The organism is Thalassospira sp. ABL2_045, from assembly GCF_056161285.1.
Genome location: NZ_JBSWYV010000005.1, coordinates 154,723 through 170,576, shown reverse-complemented (window position 1 = coordinate 170,576; position 15,854 = coordinate 154,723). Strand labels below are relative to the sequence as shown.

Sequence of the window (15,854 nt, the reverse complement as noted above, 5' to 3'; positions counted from 1 at the left end):
CTTAAAATTGACATATCTGTACATTTCTGAATATCGTCATTTGCAGAGAGATCAAACCGGAGCCCCGCACATGTCCAACGACCCGCTTCTTCAGCCTTATCAGCTTAAACATCTGACGCTGCGTAACCGCATCATGATGACGTCGCACGAACCGGCCTATCCCGAGGATGGCATGCCCAAGGGGCGTTATCGCGCCTATCATGTCGAGCGTGCCAAGGGCGGTGTCGCCATGACCATGACGGCGGGTTCGGCTGCGGTGTCCAAGGACAGCCCGCCGGTCTTTAACAATCTTCTGGTCTGGAAGGATGAAGTTGTTCCGTGGATGAAGGACCTGACCGACGCGGTGCATGAACAGGGTGCCGCGGTGATGATCCAACTGACCCATCTTGGGCGCCGCACGCGCTGGGACAAGGCAAACTGGTTGCCGGTCGTCTCGCCATCGCACAAGCGCGAAGCCGCGCACCGGGCCTTCCCGAAAAAGATGGAAGACTGGGATGTTGAGCGCATCATCAAGGATTATGCCGACGCGGCTGAGCGCATGAAGGCTGGCGGCATGGACGGGATCGAGCTTCAGGCCTATGGCCATCTGATGGATCAGTTCTGGTCGCCGCTGACCAACGATCTTGATGGTCCTTATGGGGGCAGCATTGATAACCGCCTGCGCTTTACCTTTGATGTGCTGACCGAAATCCGCAAACGCGTCGGCCCGGATTTCATTGTTGGTGTGCGTTATACCGGGGATGAGGACCTTGATGGTGGTTTGACCAAGGAAGATGGTCTGGCGATTTCCCAGCGCCTTAAAGACAGTGGCATGGTCGACTTCCTTAATGTCATTCGCGGCCATATCGATACGGATGCCGGTCTGACCGATGTGATCCCGATTCAGGGCATGGCGAACTCGCCGCATCTGGATTTTGCCGGTGATATTCGCGCAGCCACCGATTTCCCGACCTTCCATGGGGCCAAAATTCCCGACGTCGCAACCGCACGCCATGCAATTGCATCGGGCAAAATCGACATGGTCGGCATGACGCGTGCGCACATGACCGACCCGCATGTCGTGCGCAAGATCATCGAGAAACGCGAGGAAGAAATTCGTCCGTGCGTCGGGGCGAACTATTGCCTTGATCGCATTTATCAAGGTGGGTCTGCCTATTGCATTCATAATGCCGCCACCGGGCGCGAGCTTTCGATGCCGCAGGTCATCGAGGCGGCCAAAACCCGCAAGAAGGTCGTGATTGTCGGATCCGGCCCGGCGGGGATGGAAGCCGCCCGTGTTGCTGGCGAACGCGGGCATGAGGTTGTTGTCTATGAAGCAGCCCCAAATCCGGGTGGGCAAATTCGCCTGACCGCGCAAAACGAACGTCGCCGCGAAATGATCAGCATCATCGACTGGCGCATGGCCGAATGCACCCGTCTTGGTGTGAGCTTCCATTTCAACACCTGGGCCGAAGCAGACACGATCACGGCGGAAAACCCCGATGTGGTGATTATCGCCACTGGCGGCATGCCTGATACCGAGGTGCTTTCAAAGGGCAATGATCTTGTGGTTTCAAGCTGGGATATCATTTCGGGCGACGTCAAACCCGGCAGCAATGTTCTGGTCTATGATGATGCAGGGGATCATGCCGGTCTGCAGGCGGCCGAGCTGATTGCGCAAAGCGGTGGCAAGGTCGAAATCATGACCCCGGATCGCGCCTTTGCGCCGGAAGTCATGGCCATGAACCTGGTGCCCTATATGCGCAGCATGCAGAAGCTTGATACCACCTTTACCGTGACCTATCGCCTTGAGGCAGTCGAAAGGCAGGGCAACCAGCTGATCGCGCATGTCGGCAGTGACTATGGCGGGGTGGCGAAGCAACGGGTTGTCGATCAGATCGTGATCAACCACGGGACTATTCCGCTTGATGATATCTATTTTGATCTCAAGCCCGGTTCATCGAACCATGGTGAGATGTCCCATGATCAGCTTCTGGCAGGTCAGCCGCAATCGGTTGTGCGGAACCCGGACGGAACCTATCAGCTGTTTCGGATCGGGGATGCGGTGTCCGCACGTAACACGCATGCGGCAATCTATGATGCGTTGCGTCTGCTCAAAGACGTCTGATGTGCTTGGCAAGCGTGGCGATTTGCTGCGCTTGCCATTTGCCTTTCGGTCAGGCGGTATCAATCAGCCAGTCGACAAAAATGCGGGCCTTTTCCGAGGCGCGCGGATGGACGCGTAAATAAAACCCCATCGGGGATGGGATTTCATCGGGCACGAGTTTGATCAGACGTCCGTCTTCAAGCAACGGCCCGACCAGTTCGTCCCAGCCAAGCACCGCGCCAACGTCATCCTGGGCGGCCTGTAAGGCAATCGTGTAATTATTAAGCTTGAAGCTGCGTCCCTTGGGGGCTGGCCGGCCCAATGCGCGGAACCAGTCGGTCCATGTTGTCCAGTCGGTTTCCTCGTTATGAAGATGGATCAGGGGGCTTCGCAGCAGGTCATCAATCGTTTCGATGTTCTGTTCGGCCTTGAAGGCGGGCGTGCCGATGGCAGCGACCCGGTCCTGAAACAGTTTGTAATATCCATCTGTCCCGTCATCGGGGTTGCTGTAATGAATGCTGAGATCACATTGCCCGGTCATGCCCGGCACGTCGGAGACAATTTGCGAGACCGTGATATTGGGGTGAATTTTCCAGAAGGCGGCAATTTTTGGCGTAAGCCAAAGTGAACTGACCGCCGTTGTTGTCCGGATCGTAACATCGACTGTTTCGGGCTGATCACGTAGCTGCATGACCGTTTCGGAAATGGTTTCAAAACCCCGTTGCAGGGCGACGAGCAGAAAGGCGCCTTTTTCGGTTAGCTCCACCCCGCGGTTACGCCGAATGAAAAGCGCGCTGCCAATATCGGCCTCAAGCGCCTTGATCTGGTGGCTTACAGCCGCAGGCGTCACATTGAGTTCGGATGCCGCGTCCTTGAAACTCATATTGCGGCCCGCTGCTTCAAAGCAGATCAGGGCATTTATCGAAGACAGATCATAGGGGCGGGCCAATCGGCTCTCCTGAAAACAATGCAGGGCATGTGGGCTGAGTTTTTCAGATTAGTTGAACTAAACCAAGATGAAAATTAATGCCGTTGTCAAACCTGAGATGAAGTTCAAACTTTTGGTTGATTCAAAACACCCAAAAGACGGATTTTCGCCATGCCCGCTACCCCGCCTTCCGTTCACGACCTTCTGGCGCGTCGTGTGCCCGGATATTCTCTGGAACAGCCTTTCTATACCGATCCTTCGATCTTTCAGCTGGATCTGGAAAACATTCACTACAAGGAATGGCTGTTTGCGATCCCGGCATGTGAAATCCCCAAGGCGGGCGACTACGTCATTTATGAAGTCGGTGCCTATTCGGTTGTGATCGTGCGGGGCAATGATCAGGTGGTGCGGGCCTTTCACAATTCGTGCCGCCATCGTGGATCGGTTCTGTGCAAAACCAAAAAGGGCCGCAATCCGCGGCTGGTATGCCCCTATCATCAATGGACCTATGACCTTGATGGCAAGTTGCTTTGGGCCCGCGACATGGGCCCGGATTTTGACAATTCGAAATTCGGGTTAAGTCCGGTTCACTGCCGGGTGATCCATGGGCTGGTTTATATTTGTCTCGCCGATAACGCCCCGGATATCGAGCCGTTTGCCACGGCGGCCGAACAGTATCTGGCGCCGCACGATCTTGAAAACTCCAAGGTCGCGTTTGAAAGCACGATCATCGAAAACGCCAACTGGAAGCTGGTCTGGGAGAATAACCGGGAATGCTATCACTGCGGGGGTAACCACCCCTCGCTGTGCCGGACCTTCCCGGAAGATGCCCGCGCAATTGGCAGCACGGCCGATGGTGTGTTGGCAAGCGAACTTGACGATCATATCGCCCGGTGTGAAGCGGTGGGTGCGCCGTCTGCTTATCAGATTTCTGGTAACGGGGAATGGCGGTTGGTGCGTGTGCCGCTTCTGGGGGCGGCGGAAAGCTATACCCTTGATACCAAGGCGGCGGTCAGCCTGGCGAATTCGAACATCCCGTTCAAAAATGGCGGCTCGCTTTTGAAGTTCCATTACCCGTCGACCTGGAACCATTTCCTGTCGGACCATGCGCTTGTTTTCCGGGTAACCCCGATCAGCGCGACCGAAACCGAAGTTTCCACCAAGTGGCTGGTGCACAAGGACGCGGTGGAGGGGCGCGATTATGATCTTAAACGCCTGACCGAAGTCTGGCTTGCGACCAACGCCGAGGACAAGGAAGTGGTCGAAAACAATCAGCGCGGCATCGCAACGCCGGCCTATAAAGTTGGTCCCTATTCCGAGATCCAGGAAGCGGGCGTGGCCCAGTTTGGCAACTGGTATGCGAAAACCCTGTCAGACAACCTGGCCCAAACCACACCGCTTGCGGCGGAGTAGGGTGATGTCTGTGATTGAAAAGCCAAAGCTCGCCTTCTGGTCGGATTCTGAAGAACTCGAATGTGTCTCGTTCCTGCCCGAAGCACCCGACGTCATGACGTTTTGTTTCCAGTCGGTGTCCGGTGCCTTGTTCAGTTACGATCCGGGGCAGTTTTTGACGTTGGAGCTTCCGGTGCCGGGCGGGCCGCTTTATCGGACATACACCATCTCGTCCTCGCCATCGCGCCCGACATCCTTGACTGTGACGGTCAAGGCACAAGCGGGATCGATCGGGACGCGCTGGATGCTTGATCATTTGCGTCCGGGCATGCGCCTTCGGGCCAAGGGGCCGTCTGGAAGCTTCTCGCTGATCAATCATCCGGCGGAGAAATACCTGTTCATTTCGGCGGGATCGGGCATTACGCCGATGATGTCGATGACGACCTATCTGTATGATTCCGGGCGTGATCCCGACATCGTCTTTGTTAACTGCGCAAAGCGCCCATCCGAGATCATCTTTCGCGAACGGCTGGAACACAGCGCATCACGGATCAACGGTATCGAACTTAAATGGGTGGTCGAGGAAGCCGATCCCTACAAACCCTGGACCGGATATCTTGGTACGTTCAATCAGCTGATGCTGGGCCTGATGGCGCAGGATTATCTCGAACGCGAAGTGTTCTGTTGCGGGCCGGAACCCTTCATGCAGGCCGTGCGCGAGGTTCTTGTCGGGCTTGGCTATGACATGGACCGCTACCATCAGGAAAGCTTCCACGCACCAACACCGGATGTCGAAGACGTGCCCGATGATGTCGTCCCGGATGAGGAAAGCAAGGCGGTTATCGCCTTCACCGCATCGGGCATTACAGCCAATTGCACGCAAACCGATACCGTCCTTGCCGCGGCACGGACTGCCGGGCTTGTGATCCCGTCAGGCTGTTCGATGGGGATTTGCGGGACCTGTAAGGTGCGCAAGACCGAAGGCCAGGTTCATATGGTCCATAACGGCGGGATCACCGATGATGATATCGAGGAAGGCTATATCCTTGCCTGCTGCTCAAACCCGATTGGGCAGGTCACGATTGATGCCTGATGTTACCTTTGCCTGACGGCGGATCAATTTCGGTCTGTCGTCAGGGCAGGGTGGCCGGCAGTGGAACCGTGTTGCGATATTCCGACGGGTTCATGCCGATTTCGGCCTTGAAGGCATGAATAAAATGCGATGCGTCGCAAAAGCCGGTGTTAAGCGCAATCTGGGTGGTGGTTTTTTCCGACTCACCCAGCAGCTTCTTGGCGGCATCAAGGCGGATACGAAGGGCCGCGCGTGATGGTGAAATGCCAAGATCGGCGTTAAACGCGCGTTCAAGCTTGCGGCGTGTCACGCCCAGTTTCTCGGCCATTTTGGCAATGGTTTCAGGCGACTCGATATTCTGGCGCATGCGCAGAAGCGCCTTTTTGACCAGCGGTTCACGCGCCACCAGGTTGGTTTGAAATCCTGGCTGCGGGTTCTCGCCTGTCATCGCCTCGTTGATGATCATGATGCTAAGGCTTTTGGTCGCCGCAGTTCGGCCGATATGCTTTTCCACCACCCAGGCGGCAAGATGCGCCGCGCCATGCCCGCCCGAACAGGTCAGGCGATCGCGGTCGACCACAAAGATCTGGTCGGAAACCGGCTGGGCGGCCTCGAACCGTTCGACAAATTCGTCATGGTGAAACCAGCTGACACAGCAGCGATAACCTTCCAGCAGGCCTGCCTCATAAAGTTCGAAAACCCCCGTACACAAGCCGATCAGGTTCTTGCCCTTGGCCGCGGCTGCTTTGAGATAGGCGATGCAATCAGATGAAAGTCCGCCTTCTTCTTGAATAAGCCCCCCGACAACTACGATATAGTCGTAGTCACCGGCATTGCGCAGACGCGTGTCGGGCTGCACCTTGACCCCGCAACTGGACCGTACCGGGTTCATGGTGTCCGACAGCACCGTCCAGTCGCAGTGAATCGGCCGCGAACGGTCTGCTTCATCGGCTGCCAGACGCAAGACGTCGACGAAACTTGCGAACGCTGTCAGCGTGAAATTGTCCGCCAGCAGAAAGGCGACGCGAAGGCGCTTTTTTGCAAGGGGTTTGCTTGCGTTGGATCCGGGGCTCGAAAAAGAGTTCATGGCAAAAATATACAATGAATTTGTCGCAATTATCCAGTCCGCAAACCAAGGACATTGATAGAGTTCCGGCAATGGTAAATCGGGGGATCGTATAATCATGACCCATTTTTCTGCGCTATCGCTTATCAAGAACGCCCTTAGTGGCCAAAAGAACTGGGAGCCACAGTGGCCCGACAGTGAGCCGAAAGCCGAGTATGATGTCATCATCGTCGGCGCGGGTGGTCATGGTCTTGGTGCGGCTTATTATCTGGCCAAGGAACACGGCATCACCAATGTCGCCGTGATCGACAAGGGCTGGCTTGGCGGTGGTAACACCGGCCGTAACACGACGATCATTCGTTCGAACTATCTCTATGACGAAAGTGCGAAGCTTTATGACCACGCGCTTGATCTGTGGGATGGGCTGAGCCAGGAACTGAACTACAACGTCATGTATTCGCAGCGCGGGGTTCTGATGCTTGCGCACAATGTTCATGATGTTCAAAGCTTCCAGCGCCACGTGCATGCCAACCGTCTGAACGGTGTGGATAACGTCTGGCTGTCCAAGGAAGAAGCCAAGGAATTCTGCCCGCCGCTCGATATTTCGCCAAATGCGCGCTACCCCGTCGTCGGTGCCGCCCTTCAGCGTCGCGCCGGTACCGCACGCCACGATGCGGTGGCATGGGGTTATGCCCGTGGGGCAGCGGCACGCGGTGTCGACATCATTCAGAACTGCCCGGTTACCGCCATTCGCCGTGGGCCGGATGGCCGCGTCACCGGCGTTGAAACTGCCAAGGGCTTTATCGGTGCGAAAAAGGTTGCCGTTTCGGCCGCCGGTCATACCTCGGTCGTGATGGATACAGCTGGTGTGCGCATGCCGCTTGAAAGCTATCCGCTGCAGGCACTTGTATCCGAGCCGATCAAGCCGATCTTCCCGTGTGTTGTCATGTCCAACAGCGTGCATGCCTATATCAGTCAGTCTGACAAGGGCGAGCTCGTCATCGGGTCGGGGACTGACCAATATACCAGTTATTCCCAGCGTGGCGGCCTGCCGCTGATCGAGCACACGGTTGCTGCGATCTGCGAGATCTTCCCGATCTTCAACCGCATGCGCATGCTGCGTAAATGGGGCGGTATCGTTGATGTGACCCCGGACCGTTCGGCCATCCTTGGCAAGACGCCGGTGCCGGGGCTTTACGTCAATTGTGGTTGGGGTACCGGCGGGTTCAAGGCAACCCCGGGTGCCGCACATACACTGGCATGGACTGTGGCAAAGGATGATCCGCATCCGGCCAACGCGCCCTTCACCCTTGAACGTTTCAGCACCGGTCGTCTGATTGACGAAGCCGCTGCTGCCGCTGTTGCGCACTAAGGAGACCGGACATGCTTCTGATCCATTGCCCCTATTGCAATCAGACCCTGCCGGAGGCGGAATTTACCTATGCCGGTGAAGCCCATATCGCACGTCCGGCCGATCCCTCGTCGGTCAGTGACGAGGAATGGCGCGATTTCCTGTTCATCCGCACCAACGTCAAGGGCCCGCATTATGAACGCTGGCGCCATTTCCACGGCTGCGGTCGATACTTCAACGCTGTACGTGACACGGTTAGTGACCGGTTCCTGATCACCTATAAAACCGATGATCCCCGTCCTGAGCTATCCGAATTGTTGGAGAAATCGAAATGAGCAGCTTCCGCGTTTCCGGGCGTGGTCGCGTCGATCACACCCAACCGATCCAGTTCACCTTTGATGGCAAGAAAATCAAAGGTTTCAAAGGCGATACCGTTGCATCAGCGTTGCTGGCCAATGGCATTCACCTGATGGGTCGTTCGTTTAAATATCACCGCCCGCGTGGTGCCGTGACCGCCGGTTCGGAAGAGCCGAACGCACTGGTCGGCACCCGTCGCGGTCCGGGCCGGTTTGAGCCGAACACCCGCGCAACCGTTCAGGAAATCTGGGACGGCCTGCAGGTCAACAGCCAGAACCGCTACCCCAGCCTGTCCTTTGACATTGGTGCGATCAATGACAAGGCCTATATGCTGTTTTCCGCCGGGTTCTACTACAAGACCTTCATGTGGCCGAAATCCTTCTGGGACAAGGTTTATGAGCCGTTCATTCGTGCGGCGGCCGGTCTTGGCGTTTCGCCGACCGAACCTGATCCGGATCACTATGCATCGCGTTACCTGCATACCGATGTTCTGATCATTGGTGCTGGTCCCGCTGGTCTTGCCGCGGCCCTGTCGGCGGCACGTGCCGGTTCGCAAGTCACCCTGATTGATGAAAACCCGGAAGCCGGTGGATCGCTTCTGTCTGAACCATCCGCCATGATCGAAGACATGCCGGCTTGGGACTGGGTTGCCAAAACCGTGGCAGAGCTCAAAGAGCTCGGCGTCAAGCTGATGACCCGCACGACTGCGATTGGCTATTACCACCAGAACATGGTGGGTCTTTGTGAAAAACTCACTGACCATCTTGCCAGCCCGGACGGGGAAACCCCGCGCGAACGCATGTGGCGTGTCCGCGCCAAGCAGGTTGTTCTCGCACAAGGGGCGCTTGAAAAGCCGCTGGTCTTTGATGGCAATGACCGTCCGGGTGTGATGCTGGCCGGTTCGGCCCAGACGTATCTTAACCGCTATGGCGTGCGTGTTGGTGACAAGGCTGTCATCGTTACCAGCCATGACAGTGCATGGTATGCGGCATTTGATCTGGTCGATGCCGGTACCGCAGTTGCCGCCATCGTTGATACCCGTGCTGAGCCGAATGGCGATCTGGTTGCCGAGGCGACCCGTCGCGGTATTCGCATCATGGCCGGTCACACGGTTACCGGGACCGAAGGCCGCCTGCGTGTCAAATCGGTTCGGGTCAACCCGATCACCGGATCATCGGTTGGTGCTGCCGAAACCATCGGCTGTGACTGCCTTCTGATGTCAGGTGGCTGGACCCCGTCGCTTCACTTGTTCTCGCACACCAAGGGAACGCTCATGTGGGACGAGGATCGCCAGACCTTCCTCCCGGACCATAAGGCAGAGGAATGCGAAATCGCCGGTGCGGGCCGTGGCCTGTGGGGCATTGAAGCGGTCCTGAATGATGGCGCGGAAATGGGTGCGGCTGCTGCCAAAAGCCTTGGTAAGACGGCCAAGGCTGCAAGCTACGGCGTTGCCAATGATCGTCCGGGCACCGGTGTCAGCCATAAGGAACTGCCGACCGATCTGGATGCTGGCAAAGCACGTGCCTTTGTCGATTACCAGAACGACGTAACCGCCAAGGACCTTCGTCTGGCGGTACGTGAAGGCATGCGTTCCATCGAGCATGTCAAACGTTACACTACCAATGGCATGGCGACCGACCAGGGCAAGATGTCAAACATCAACGGCCTCAATATTGCCTCTGACGCGTTGGGTGTGCCGCAGCCGAAAGTCGGTCTCACGACCTTCCGTCCGCCCTATACCCCGACCACCTTCGGGGCGTTCTGTGGCTATCACAAGGGCAGTCACTTTGAAGTGACCCGTAAAACCCCGATTGATAGCTGGGCTGAAGAAAATGGTGCCGCTTACGAGCCGGTCAGCCTGTGGCGTCGTGCTTGGTACTTCCCGAAAGACGGCGAAGACATGCATGCCGCTGTTGATCGCGAATGCCGTGCAACGCGTGCCAGTGTCGGCATCTTTGATGCATCGACCCTTGGCAAGATCGAGGTGGTTGGCCCCGATGCGGTTGAATTCATGAACCGCATGTACACCAACCCCTGGACCAAGCTGGCACCGGGTCGGGCGCGTTATGGCCTGCTTCTGGGCGATGACGGGTTCATCCGTGATGACGGTGTCATTGGCCGTCTGGCCGATGATCGCTTCCATGTTACCACCACGACCGGTGGTGCGGCACGTGTTCTGAACATGATGGAAGACTATCTTCAGACCGAATGGCCGGACCTTGATGTCTGGCTGACCTCGACCACCGAGCAGTGGGCAACCATTGCGCTGAATGGCCCGAATGCCCGTCAGGTGCTTGCGCCGTTTGTCGAAGGTCTGGATATGTCCGATGAAGCATTTCCGCACATGTCGGTTGCCGAATGTCGTGTTGGTGGTTTCCCGGCACGTCTGTTCCGCATCAGCTTTACCGGTGAAGTCGGCTTTGAGGTCAACGTTCCGGCCCATGCCGGTCGCGCCCTTTGGGAAATGCTGTTCGAAGCTGGCAAGAAATACGATATCTGCCCCTATGGGACCGAAACCATGCACGTGCTGCGTGCCGAGAAGGGCTATATCATTGTCGGTCAGGACACCGATGGCACGGTTACCCCGCTTGATGCCGGGCTTGGCTGGGCGATTGGTAAAAAGAAACCCGACTTCGTCGGCAAACGCGGTCTGGCGCGTCCGGACCTGGTTGCCGAAGGTCGCAAGCAGCTGATCGGTCTTCTGACCGAAGATGGCAAAACCAAGCTTGAGGAAGGCGCTCAGATCGTTCTTGATCCGAACCAGCCCAAGCCGATGAAAATGGTTGGTCATGTGACATCAAGCTATCACAGCGATGCTGCAGGCCGCCCGATTGCCATGGCACTGCTTGAAGACGGTTTCAATCGTATGGGTGAAACCATTTACATTCCGATGCCAGATCGTGTGATCAAGGCGACAGTTACCGGGACCGTATTTTACGATCCTGAAGGCGCACGGTTGAAACTCTAGGCGGGGAACAGAAAAATGACGGTACTTACACACGCATTTACGCCAGGTCCGATCGTTGCCTCCGGGCCGGTCAAACTGACCCTGATGGCACCGGTTGCCCATTTCTCGTTGCGCCTGCGTGCAGCCAACATTCCGGCTGTATCAAAGGCCCTTGGTGTTGATTTGCCAACCACGGTTGGTGAACGTGCTGCCAATGGCACGACTGAGGTCATCTGCCTTGGTCCGGATGAATGGATGATCATCGCCAAGCCGGACGACACCGAGAAACTGGTTTCGGCCTGTGCGGATGTTTATGCATCCGCAACCCACAGCCTGACCGAGGTATCCGCCCGTGAAATCACGGTCCGGATCGAAGGCGACCGTGCAGCCGAATTGCTGACCATTGGTTGCCCACGCGACATTGACAGCATCCCGGTCGGCGGTGGTTGCCGCACGGTGATTGATGGTGTCACGGTCGTCCTGTGGCGCGACGAAGAACAAAGCTTCCGCATGGATATCTGGCGGTCGTTTGCCCTGCACATCATCGATCTGCTGTGCACCGGCTGCAAGGAATTCGCCGCAGAATAAATCAGGTTGGGGCGGGGTTCTGGCAATTGCCAACCCCGCCCCTACTGTATCTGGACGATGCCATCAGCTGCCACGGATCAGGCCGTTGGTTGTTTGGCCGATCATCTGACTCAGAGCGAAAGCTTGGATTTACAATTTAACCGCGATCCTGTGGGTTGAATTTTTCGATCCCCGCCCCATTAGTATAATTAACCCTGCTTTATTGAGATATTCGCACATACCCTTGGTCATGGTGGCTTTGGTGTGTTGGTGAGTTTTTCAAATTAAAAAGTGGGGTCAGGGTGCCAATAACCGGGGGTAGATAAATGAGTGACCGGCGCGAGGCGAAGCTTTCTGGCAACGAAGTCTATCTTCAGCCAGAAGAAATCATCGTTACCAAGACCGATACCAGTGGAAAGATAACCTATGGCAACCGGACGTTTTACAAACTTGCCGGGTACGACGAGAAAGAATGTCTGGGCTCCCAGCACAACATTGTCCGGCATCCCCACATGCCCCGTGCGTTGTTCAAGGTTGCCTGGGAAACCATCCAGGATGGTCGGGAAATTTTCGGATATGTGAACAATCGTTCCAAGAATGGCGACAATTACTGGGTTCTGGCCCACATGACGCCCAGCCGAAATACCGAAGGCGAAATTATCGGTTTTCACAGCAACCGTCGTGCGCCTGACAAGAAAATCATCGATGAGACCATCGTCCCACTTTATGCCCACCTGCAGGAACTCGAAAAATCGGCACCGTCCCCCAAGGATGGGCTGGACGCGTCCTATGCTGAAATTACACAGATGCTCGCCGCCAAAAAACAGACATTCAACGAATTTACTTTGTCTCTTGGAGGGTAGAACAGATCATGTTTGGGTCCAGCAATGCCGAGATCAGGAACGCGACAGAGGTGGTTCGCCGTGCCGCCGCAGGAGACTTCGAAGCCCGTATCACCAATATCAATAGCACCGGCGAAATTGGTGAGCTGCTCAATGCGATCAATGATCTGATCGACCGCAATGACACCTATGTTCGGGAGTCGGTCGCCTGTATGGAAAAGGTGCGCGACAACCGCTATTTCCGCCGGATCATGGAAACCAGCATGCAGGGGACTTTTCTGACCGCCAGCCGGTCAGTTAACAGTGCGCTTGGCATGATGCAAAGCAGAACGGACGAATTCAAAGGGCTTGCAGATTCATTTGAAGATACAGTTGTCAGCGTTGTTAATTCGGTTTCTGCCTCGGCGACGCAATTATCGGGATCGTCACAACAGCTAAGTACCATCGCGGCAGATGCATCTGAAAAATCGCTTTTGGTGGCTTCTGCTGCAGAGCAGGCATCGGCGAATGTGCAAGCGGTATCTTCGGCGTCCGAAGAACTTTCGGCCTCCATTCATGAAATCAGTGGTCAGGTTTCCAATGCGGCCGTGGTGGCCAATGAAGCCGGCGAAACATCGAAAAATGTCACGGCCCAAGTCACAGAGCTGACCGAGGCGGCTGATCAGATCGCAACTGTGGTTGCGCTGATCAATGATATCGCGTCCCAGACCAATCTGCTGGCACTGAATGCGACGATCGAGGCGGCACGTGCAGGCGAGGCCGGAAAGGGCTTTGCCGTGGTCGCCAACGAGGTGAAAAACCTTGCCAGTCAGACGGCACGGGCCACCAGCGAAATCAGCCAGTATGTCGACAACATTCAGGGCGCAACCACGTCGACCGTTGCGGGGATTGACCGGATTTCGGCAATCATATCGCAGGTCAATGATGCCAATACCTCGGTCGCAGCCGCGGTCGAGGAACAATCCGCCGCGACAAACGAGATATCGCGCAATGTCCAGGAAGCCTCGACCGGCACGGATGAGGTATCACGCAATATTGTCACTGTGACCAGCGGGGCACAGGAAACCGGCGATGCGGCCGAGGAACTGACCGGCGCTGCGCATGACCTGTCCACCAAGGCGAGAACCCTAAAAGAGGAAATCGGGAATTTCCTGACCGAGGTGCGGCGCGTGGTTTGAGTAAGGGGTTGCTTGCGCCTCACAAGATAATTGTCTGGTAAACTTGTTTTACAAGTGTGGGGTGGCTAGTCTGGGTCGCAGTTTGCGCCGCAGAAAGCTCGCCGAATGATCAAATCCGTCCTCGTTCTTATTGATATTCCTCCGAAATATGCCAGCCAGTTGGCAGATCGTCATGACATCCATCGATATGACCTGATTGAGGATAAGCTGGCGTTCCTTGAAGAGAAGGGCAGCGAGATCAGGGCGGTTGTGACGTCCGCACGCTATGGCGTACACAATGATTTGTTGGCACAGCTGCCAAATCTTGAGGTGATTACAAGCTTTGGCGTCGGGCAAGACGTTTTTGACCTAAAAGCCCTTCGTGAGCGGGGTATTCGTCTTTCCACGACACCTGATGTTTTGACCGATGATGTTGCTGATACAGCAATCATGTTGATGCATGCCAGCTTGCGTCAACTTCGTGTCGGTGATGATTGGGTGAGGAGCGGGAACTGGGTGGCAAAGGGCCCGATGGTACTTGGCAGGTCGGTGCGGGGTAAAAAGCTTGGCATTGTTGGACTGGGACGGATCGGACAGGCAATTGCATTGCGCGCCATCCCAAGTGGGGCCGAGATCGGTTATTTCGGACGTAGCAAAAAGGCCGTCGATTACCGGTTCTTTGATGATCTGGTCGCCCTGGCCGCGTGGTCAGATATTCTCGTGCTGTCCTGCCCCGGTGGGGCGGAAACCAAGGGGATTGTCAATCAAGCGGTGCTTGACGCCCTTGGAGGCGATGGGATCGTGATCAATATCGCGCGTGGATCGGTGATGGATGAGCTGGCCCTGATCCGCGCTTTGCAAGACCGGTCCATCGCCGGTGCCGGTCTTGATGTTTTTGAGAACGAACCCAACATCGATCCGGCCTTTGCCAAGCTTGACAACGTCGTGCTGTACCCGCATCAGGCGAGTGGCACGGTTGAAACCCGCGATGCCATGGCGCAACTGGTTATCGATAACCTTGATGCCTGGGATGAACGCGGTGAATTGATCACACCGGTTGTGTGATTGGGTCGCGACGTTTCGGTGGGCCGGTTCAGTCAAATTTTGTCCGAACAACTGTTGCGTAATCAGACGGGAAACATGCTTGTTTCAACGCGCCATTGTGCCATTCTGTCGCGCATCTGATTTTATGATATCGAAGGCCACCCCATGACATCCAAGCCCCAGCACCCAGCCCCGGCAGATGCCGGCGAACGCCGCGCGGTTAAGCCCGTCGTTGTTTATCCCAACGGAACGCTGCCCGAGCCCGATTTTGCGACATTGGCCGCCTTCAAGGCATCAATGAAAAAGGCGGATGAGGTCATCGTTCCGCCGCGCGATGCCAAGACGTTTCGCGTGCCCAAGGGGTATTTTTTCCGCATTGTCAGTGTCGACGGGCCGCAGGTCGGGGACCTGAACCTGTGGAATGCCAATGACCTGAAAGAACGGTTTTTCAGTGGCAAGACGCGGGCGTTGCACCGGACCCACGTAACGACCGGTGACCGGCTGTGGTCAAATATGCCTTATCTGCGCTCAATGGCACTGATCAGCGAAGATACGCTCGACTGGTATGGCTTTGATGAAGACGGCGGCAGCGTTCATGACGTGATCGGCACCCGCTGCGATCCGTTTACCAACAAGCTGTTGTCGGGGAATGATTACCATCATTGCTGCCATTCCAATCTGTGCCGGGCGCTAAGTCACGAAACCGGCATGTCGATGCAGGAAGCGGATCATTATGTACATGACGTGCTTAATGTCTTCATGTGCACCGGCTTTACCAAGGACACCCATCAGTATTTCATGAAGGCAAGCCCGGTACGCCCGGGTGATTATCTTGAAATGTTTGCCGAGATTGATTTGCTGGGAAATCTGTCGACCTGCCCGGGCGGGGATTGCAGCAGCGGACATTCAAGTGATGAAGCGGCCTGTTATCCGTTGAAGGTCGAGATCTATGAAACTGATCCGGCCTTGCAGGATAAATGGGATTGGCCCGCACCCAGTGCGTATCTGCATCCCTGATGCCGAGAAAAATCCCCGTCGGTTCTAC

Annotated in this window: 13 protein-coding genes; 11 read left to right on the top strand and 2 right to left on the bottom strand. The window is 56.1% G+C overall.

Annotated features, from left to right (window positions below; all coding sequences use genetic code 11):
* Positions 1-70 precede the first annotated feature (70 nt).
* Positions 71-2,107, top strand: a complete 2,037-nt coding sequence (locus ACXAIA_RS09920) for an oxidoreductase (RefSeq protein ID WP_475349179.1) — start codon at positions 71-73, stop codon at positions 2,105-2,107.
* Between the two features lie 49 nt (positions 2,108-2,156).
* On the opposite strand, the gene ACXAIA_RS09915 is transcribed toward ACXAIA_RS09920, so the two are convergent.
* Positions 2,157-3,035 carry a LysR substrate-binding domain-containing protein gene (locus ACXAIA_RS09915; protein WP_475349178.1) on the bottom strand — a complete coding sequence of 293 codons (879 nt, stop codon included), beginning with the start codon at positions 3,033-3,035 and terminating at the stop codon, positions 2,157-2,159.
* Between the two features lie 150 nt (positions 3,036-3,185).
* On the opposite strand from ACXAIA_RS09915, the gene ACXAIA_RS09910 reads away from it, so the two are divergent.
* Positions 3,186-4,427: an aromatic ring-hydroxylating oxygenase subunit alpha gene (locus ACXAIA_RS09910; protein WP_475349177.1), complete on the top strand. Its 1,242-nt coding sequence runs from the start codon at positions 3,186-3,188 to the stop codon at positions 4,425-4,427.
* Between the two features lie 4 nt (positions 4,428-4,431).
* Positions 4,432-5,499, top strand: coding sequence for an FAD-binding oxidoreductase (locus ACXAIA_RS09905; RefSeq protein ID WP_475347168.1), 1,068 nt, complete (start codon positions 4,432-4,434; stop codon positions 5,497-5,499).
* Between the two features lie 40 nt (positions 5,500-5,539).
* Here ACXAIA_RS09905 and ACXAIA_RS09900 read toward each other — a convergent pair whose 3' ends face one another.
* The gene (locus ACXAIA_RS09900) at positions 5,540-6,565 is read right to left on the bottom strand and encodes a GlxA family transcriptional regulator (RefSeq protein WP_475349176.1); all 1,026 of its coding nucleotides are present in this window, start codon (positions 6,563-6,565) and stop codon (positions 5,540-5,542) included.
* 97 nt (positions 6,566-6,662) lie between these two features.
* On the opposite strand from ACXAIA_RS09900, the gene ACXAIA_RS09895 reads away from it, so the two are divergent.
* From ACXAIA_RS09895 to ACXAIA_RS09860, 8 genes are all read left to right on the top strand, one after another.
* Positions 6,663-7,916, top strand: a complete 1,254-nt coding sequence (locus tag ACXAIA_RS09895; protein ID WP_044827950.1) for a sarcosine oxidase subunit beta family protein — start codon at positions 6,663-6,665, stop codon at positions 7,914-7,916.
* An 11-nt stretch (positions 7,917-7,927) separates the two neighbouring features.
* Positions 7,928-8,230, top strand: a complete 303-nt coding sequence (locus ACXAIA_RS09890) for a sarcosine oxidase subunit delta (RefSeq protein ID WP_475347170.1) — start codon at positions 7,928-7,930, stop codon at positions 8,228-8,230.
* On the top strand, positions 8,227-11,220 hold the full coding sequence (locus ACXAIA_RS09885) for a sarcosine oxidase subunit alpha (protein ID WP_475349175.1): 2,994 nt from the start codon (positions 8,227-8,229) through the stop codon (positions 11,218-11,220). Before ACXAIA_RS09890 ends, ACXAIA_RS09885 begins: the two co-directional genes overlap by 4 nt.
* A gap of 15 nt (positions 11,221-11,235) precedes the next feature.
* Entirely contained in the window at positions 11,236-11,787 is a 552-nt protein-coding gene (locus ACXAIA_RS09880) for a sarcosine oxidase subunit gamma (RefSeq protein WP_475349174.1), read from the top strand.
* Between the two features lie 305 nt (positions 11,788-12,092).
* A complete protein-coding gene (locus ACXAIA_RS09875) occupies positions 12,093-12,629 on the top strand; it encodes a PAS domain-containing protein (RefSeq protein ID WP_475349173.1) in 537 nt (178 codons plus the stop codon).
* Between the two features lie 8 nt (positions 12,630-12,637).
* Positions 12,638-13,786: a methyl-accepting chemotaxis protein gene (locus tag ACXAIA_RS09870; protein ID WP_475347174.1), complete on the top strand. Its 1,149-nt coding sequence runs from the start codon at positions 12,638-12,640 to the stop codon at positions 13,784-13,786.
* A gap of 105 nt (positions 13,787-13,891) precedes the next feature.
* Positions 13,892-14,830 carry a 2-hydroxyacid dehydrogenase gene (locus tag ACXAIA_RS09865; protein WP_475349172.1) on the top strand — a complete coding sequence of 313 codons (939 nt, stop codon included), beginning with the start codon at positions 13,892-13,894 and terminating at the stop codon, positions 14,828-14,830.
* 144 nt (positions 14,831-14,974) lie between these two features.
* Positions 14,975-15,826 carry an urea carboxylase-associated family protein gene (locus ACXAIA_RS09860; protein ID WP_475349171.1) on the top strand — a complete coding sequence of 284 codons (852 nt, stop codon included), beginning with the start codon at positions 14,975-14,977 and terminating at the stop codon, positions 15,824-15,826.
* Positions 15,827-15,854: the final 28 nt, after the last annotated feature.

Excerpts from the sequence above, each read along its gene's own strand:
- ACXAIA_RS09920 (WP_475349179.1), top strand. The coding sequence starts at position 71 with ATGTCCAACGACCCGCTTCTTCAGCCTTATCAGCTTAAACATCTGACG.
- ACXAIA_RS09910 (WP_475349177.1), top strand. The coding sequence starts at position 3,186 with ATGCCCGCTACCCCGCCTTCCGTTCACGACCTTCTGGCGCGTCGTGTG.
- ACXAIA_RS09905 (WP_475347168.1), top strand. The coding sequence starts at position 4,432 with ATGTCTGTGATTGAAAAGCCAAAGCTCGCCTTCTGGTCGGATTCTGAA.
- ACXAIA_RS09900 (WP_475349176.1), bottom strand. The coding sequence starts at position 6,565 with ATGAACTCTTTTTCGAGCCCCGGATCCAACGCAAGCAAACCCCTTGCA.
- ACXAIA_RS09895 (WP_044827950.1), top strand. The coding sequence starts at position 6,663 with ATGACCCATTTTTCTGCGCTATCGCTTATCAAGAACGCCCTTAGTGGC.
- ACXAIA_RS09890 (WP_475347170.1), top strand. The coding sequence starts at position 7,928 with ATGCTTCTGATCCATTGCCCCTATTGCAATCAGACCCTGCCGGAGGCG.
- ACXAIA_RS09885 (WP_475349175.1), top strand. The coding sequence starts at position 8,227 with ATGAGCAGCTTCCGCGTTTCCGGGCGTGGTCGCGTCGATCACACCCAA.
- ACXAIA_RS09880 (WP_475349174.1), top strand. The coding sequence starts at position 11,236 with ATGACGGTACTTACACACGCATTTACGCCAGGTCCGATCGTTGCCTCC.
- ACXAIA_RS09875 (WP_475349173.1), top strand. The coding sequence starts at position 12,093 with ATGAGTGACCGGCGCGAGGCGAAGCTTTCTGGCAACGAAGTCTATCTT.
- ACXAIA_RS09870 (WP_475347174.1), top strand. The coding sequence starts at position 12,638 with ATGTTTGGGTCCAGCAATGCCGAGATCAGGAACGCGACAGAGGTGGTT.
- ACXAIA_RS09865 (WP_475349172.1), top strand. The coding sequence starts at position 13,892 with ATGATCAAATCCGTCCTCGTTCTTATTGATATTCCTCCGAAATATGCC.
- ACXAIA_RS09860 (WP_475349171.1), top strand. The coding sequence starts at position 14,975 with ATGACATCCAAGCCCCAGCACCCAGCCCCGGCAGATGCCGGCGAACGC.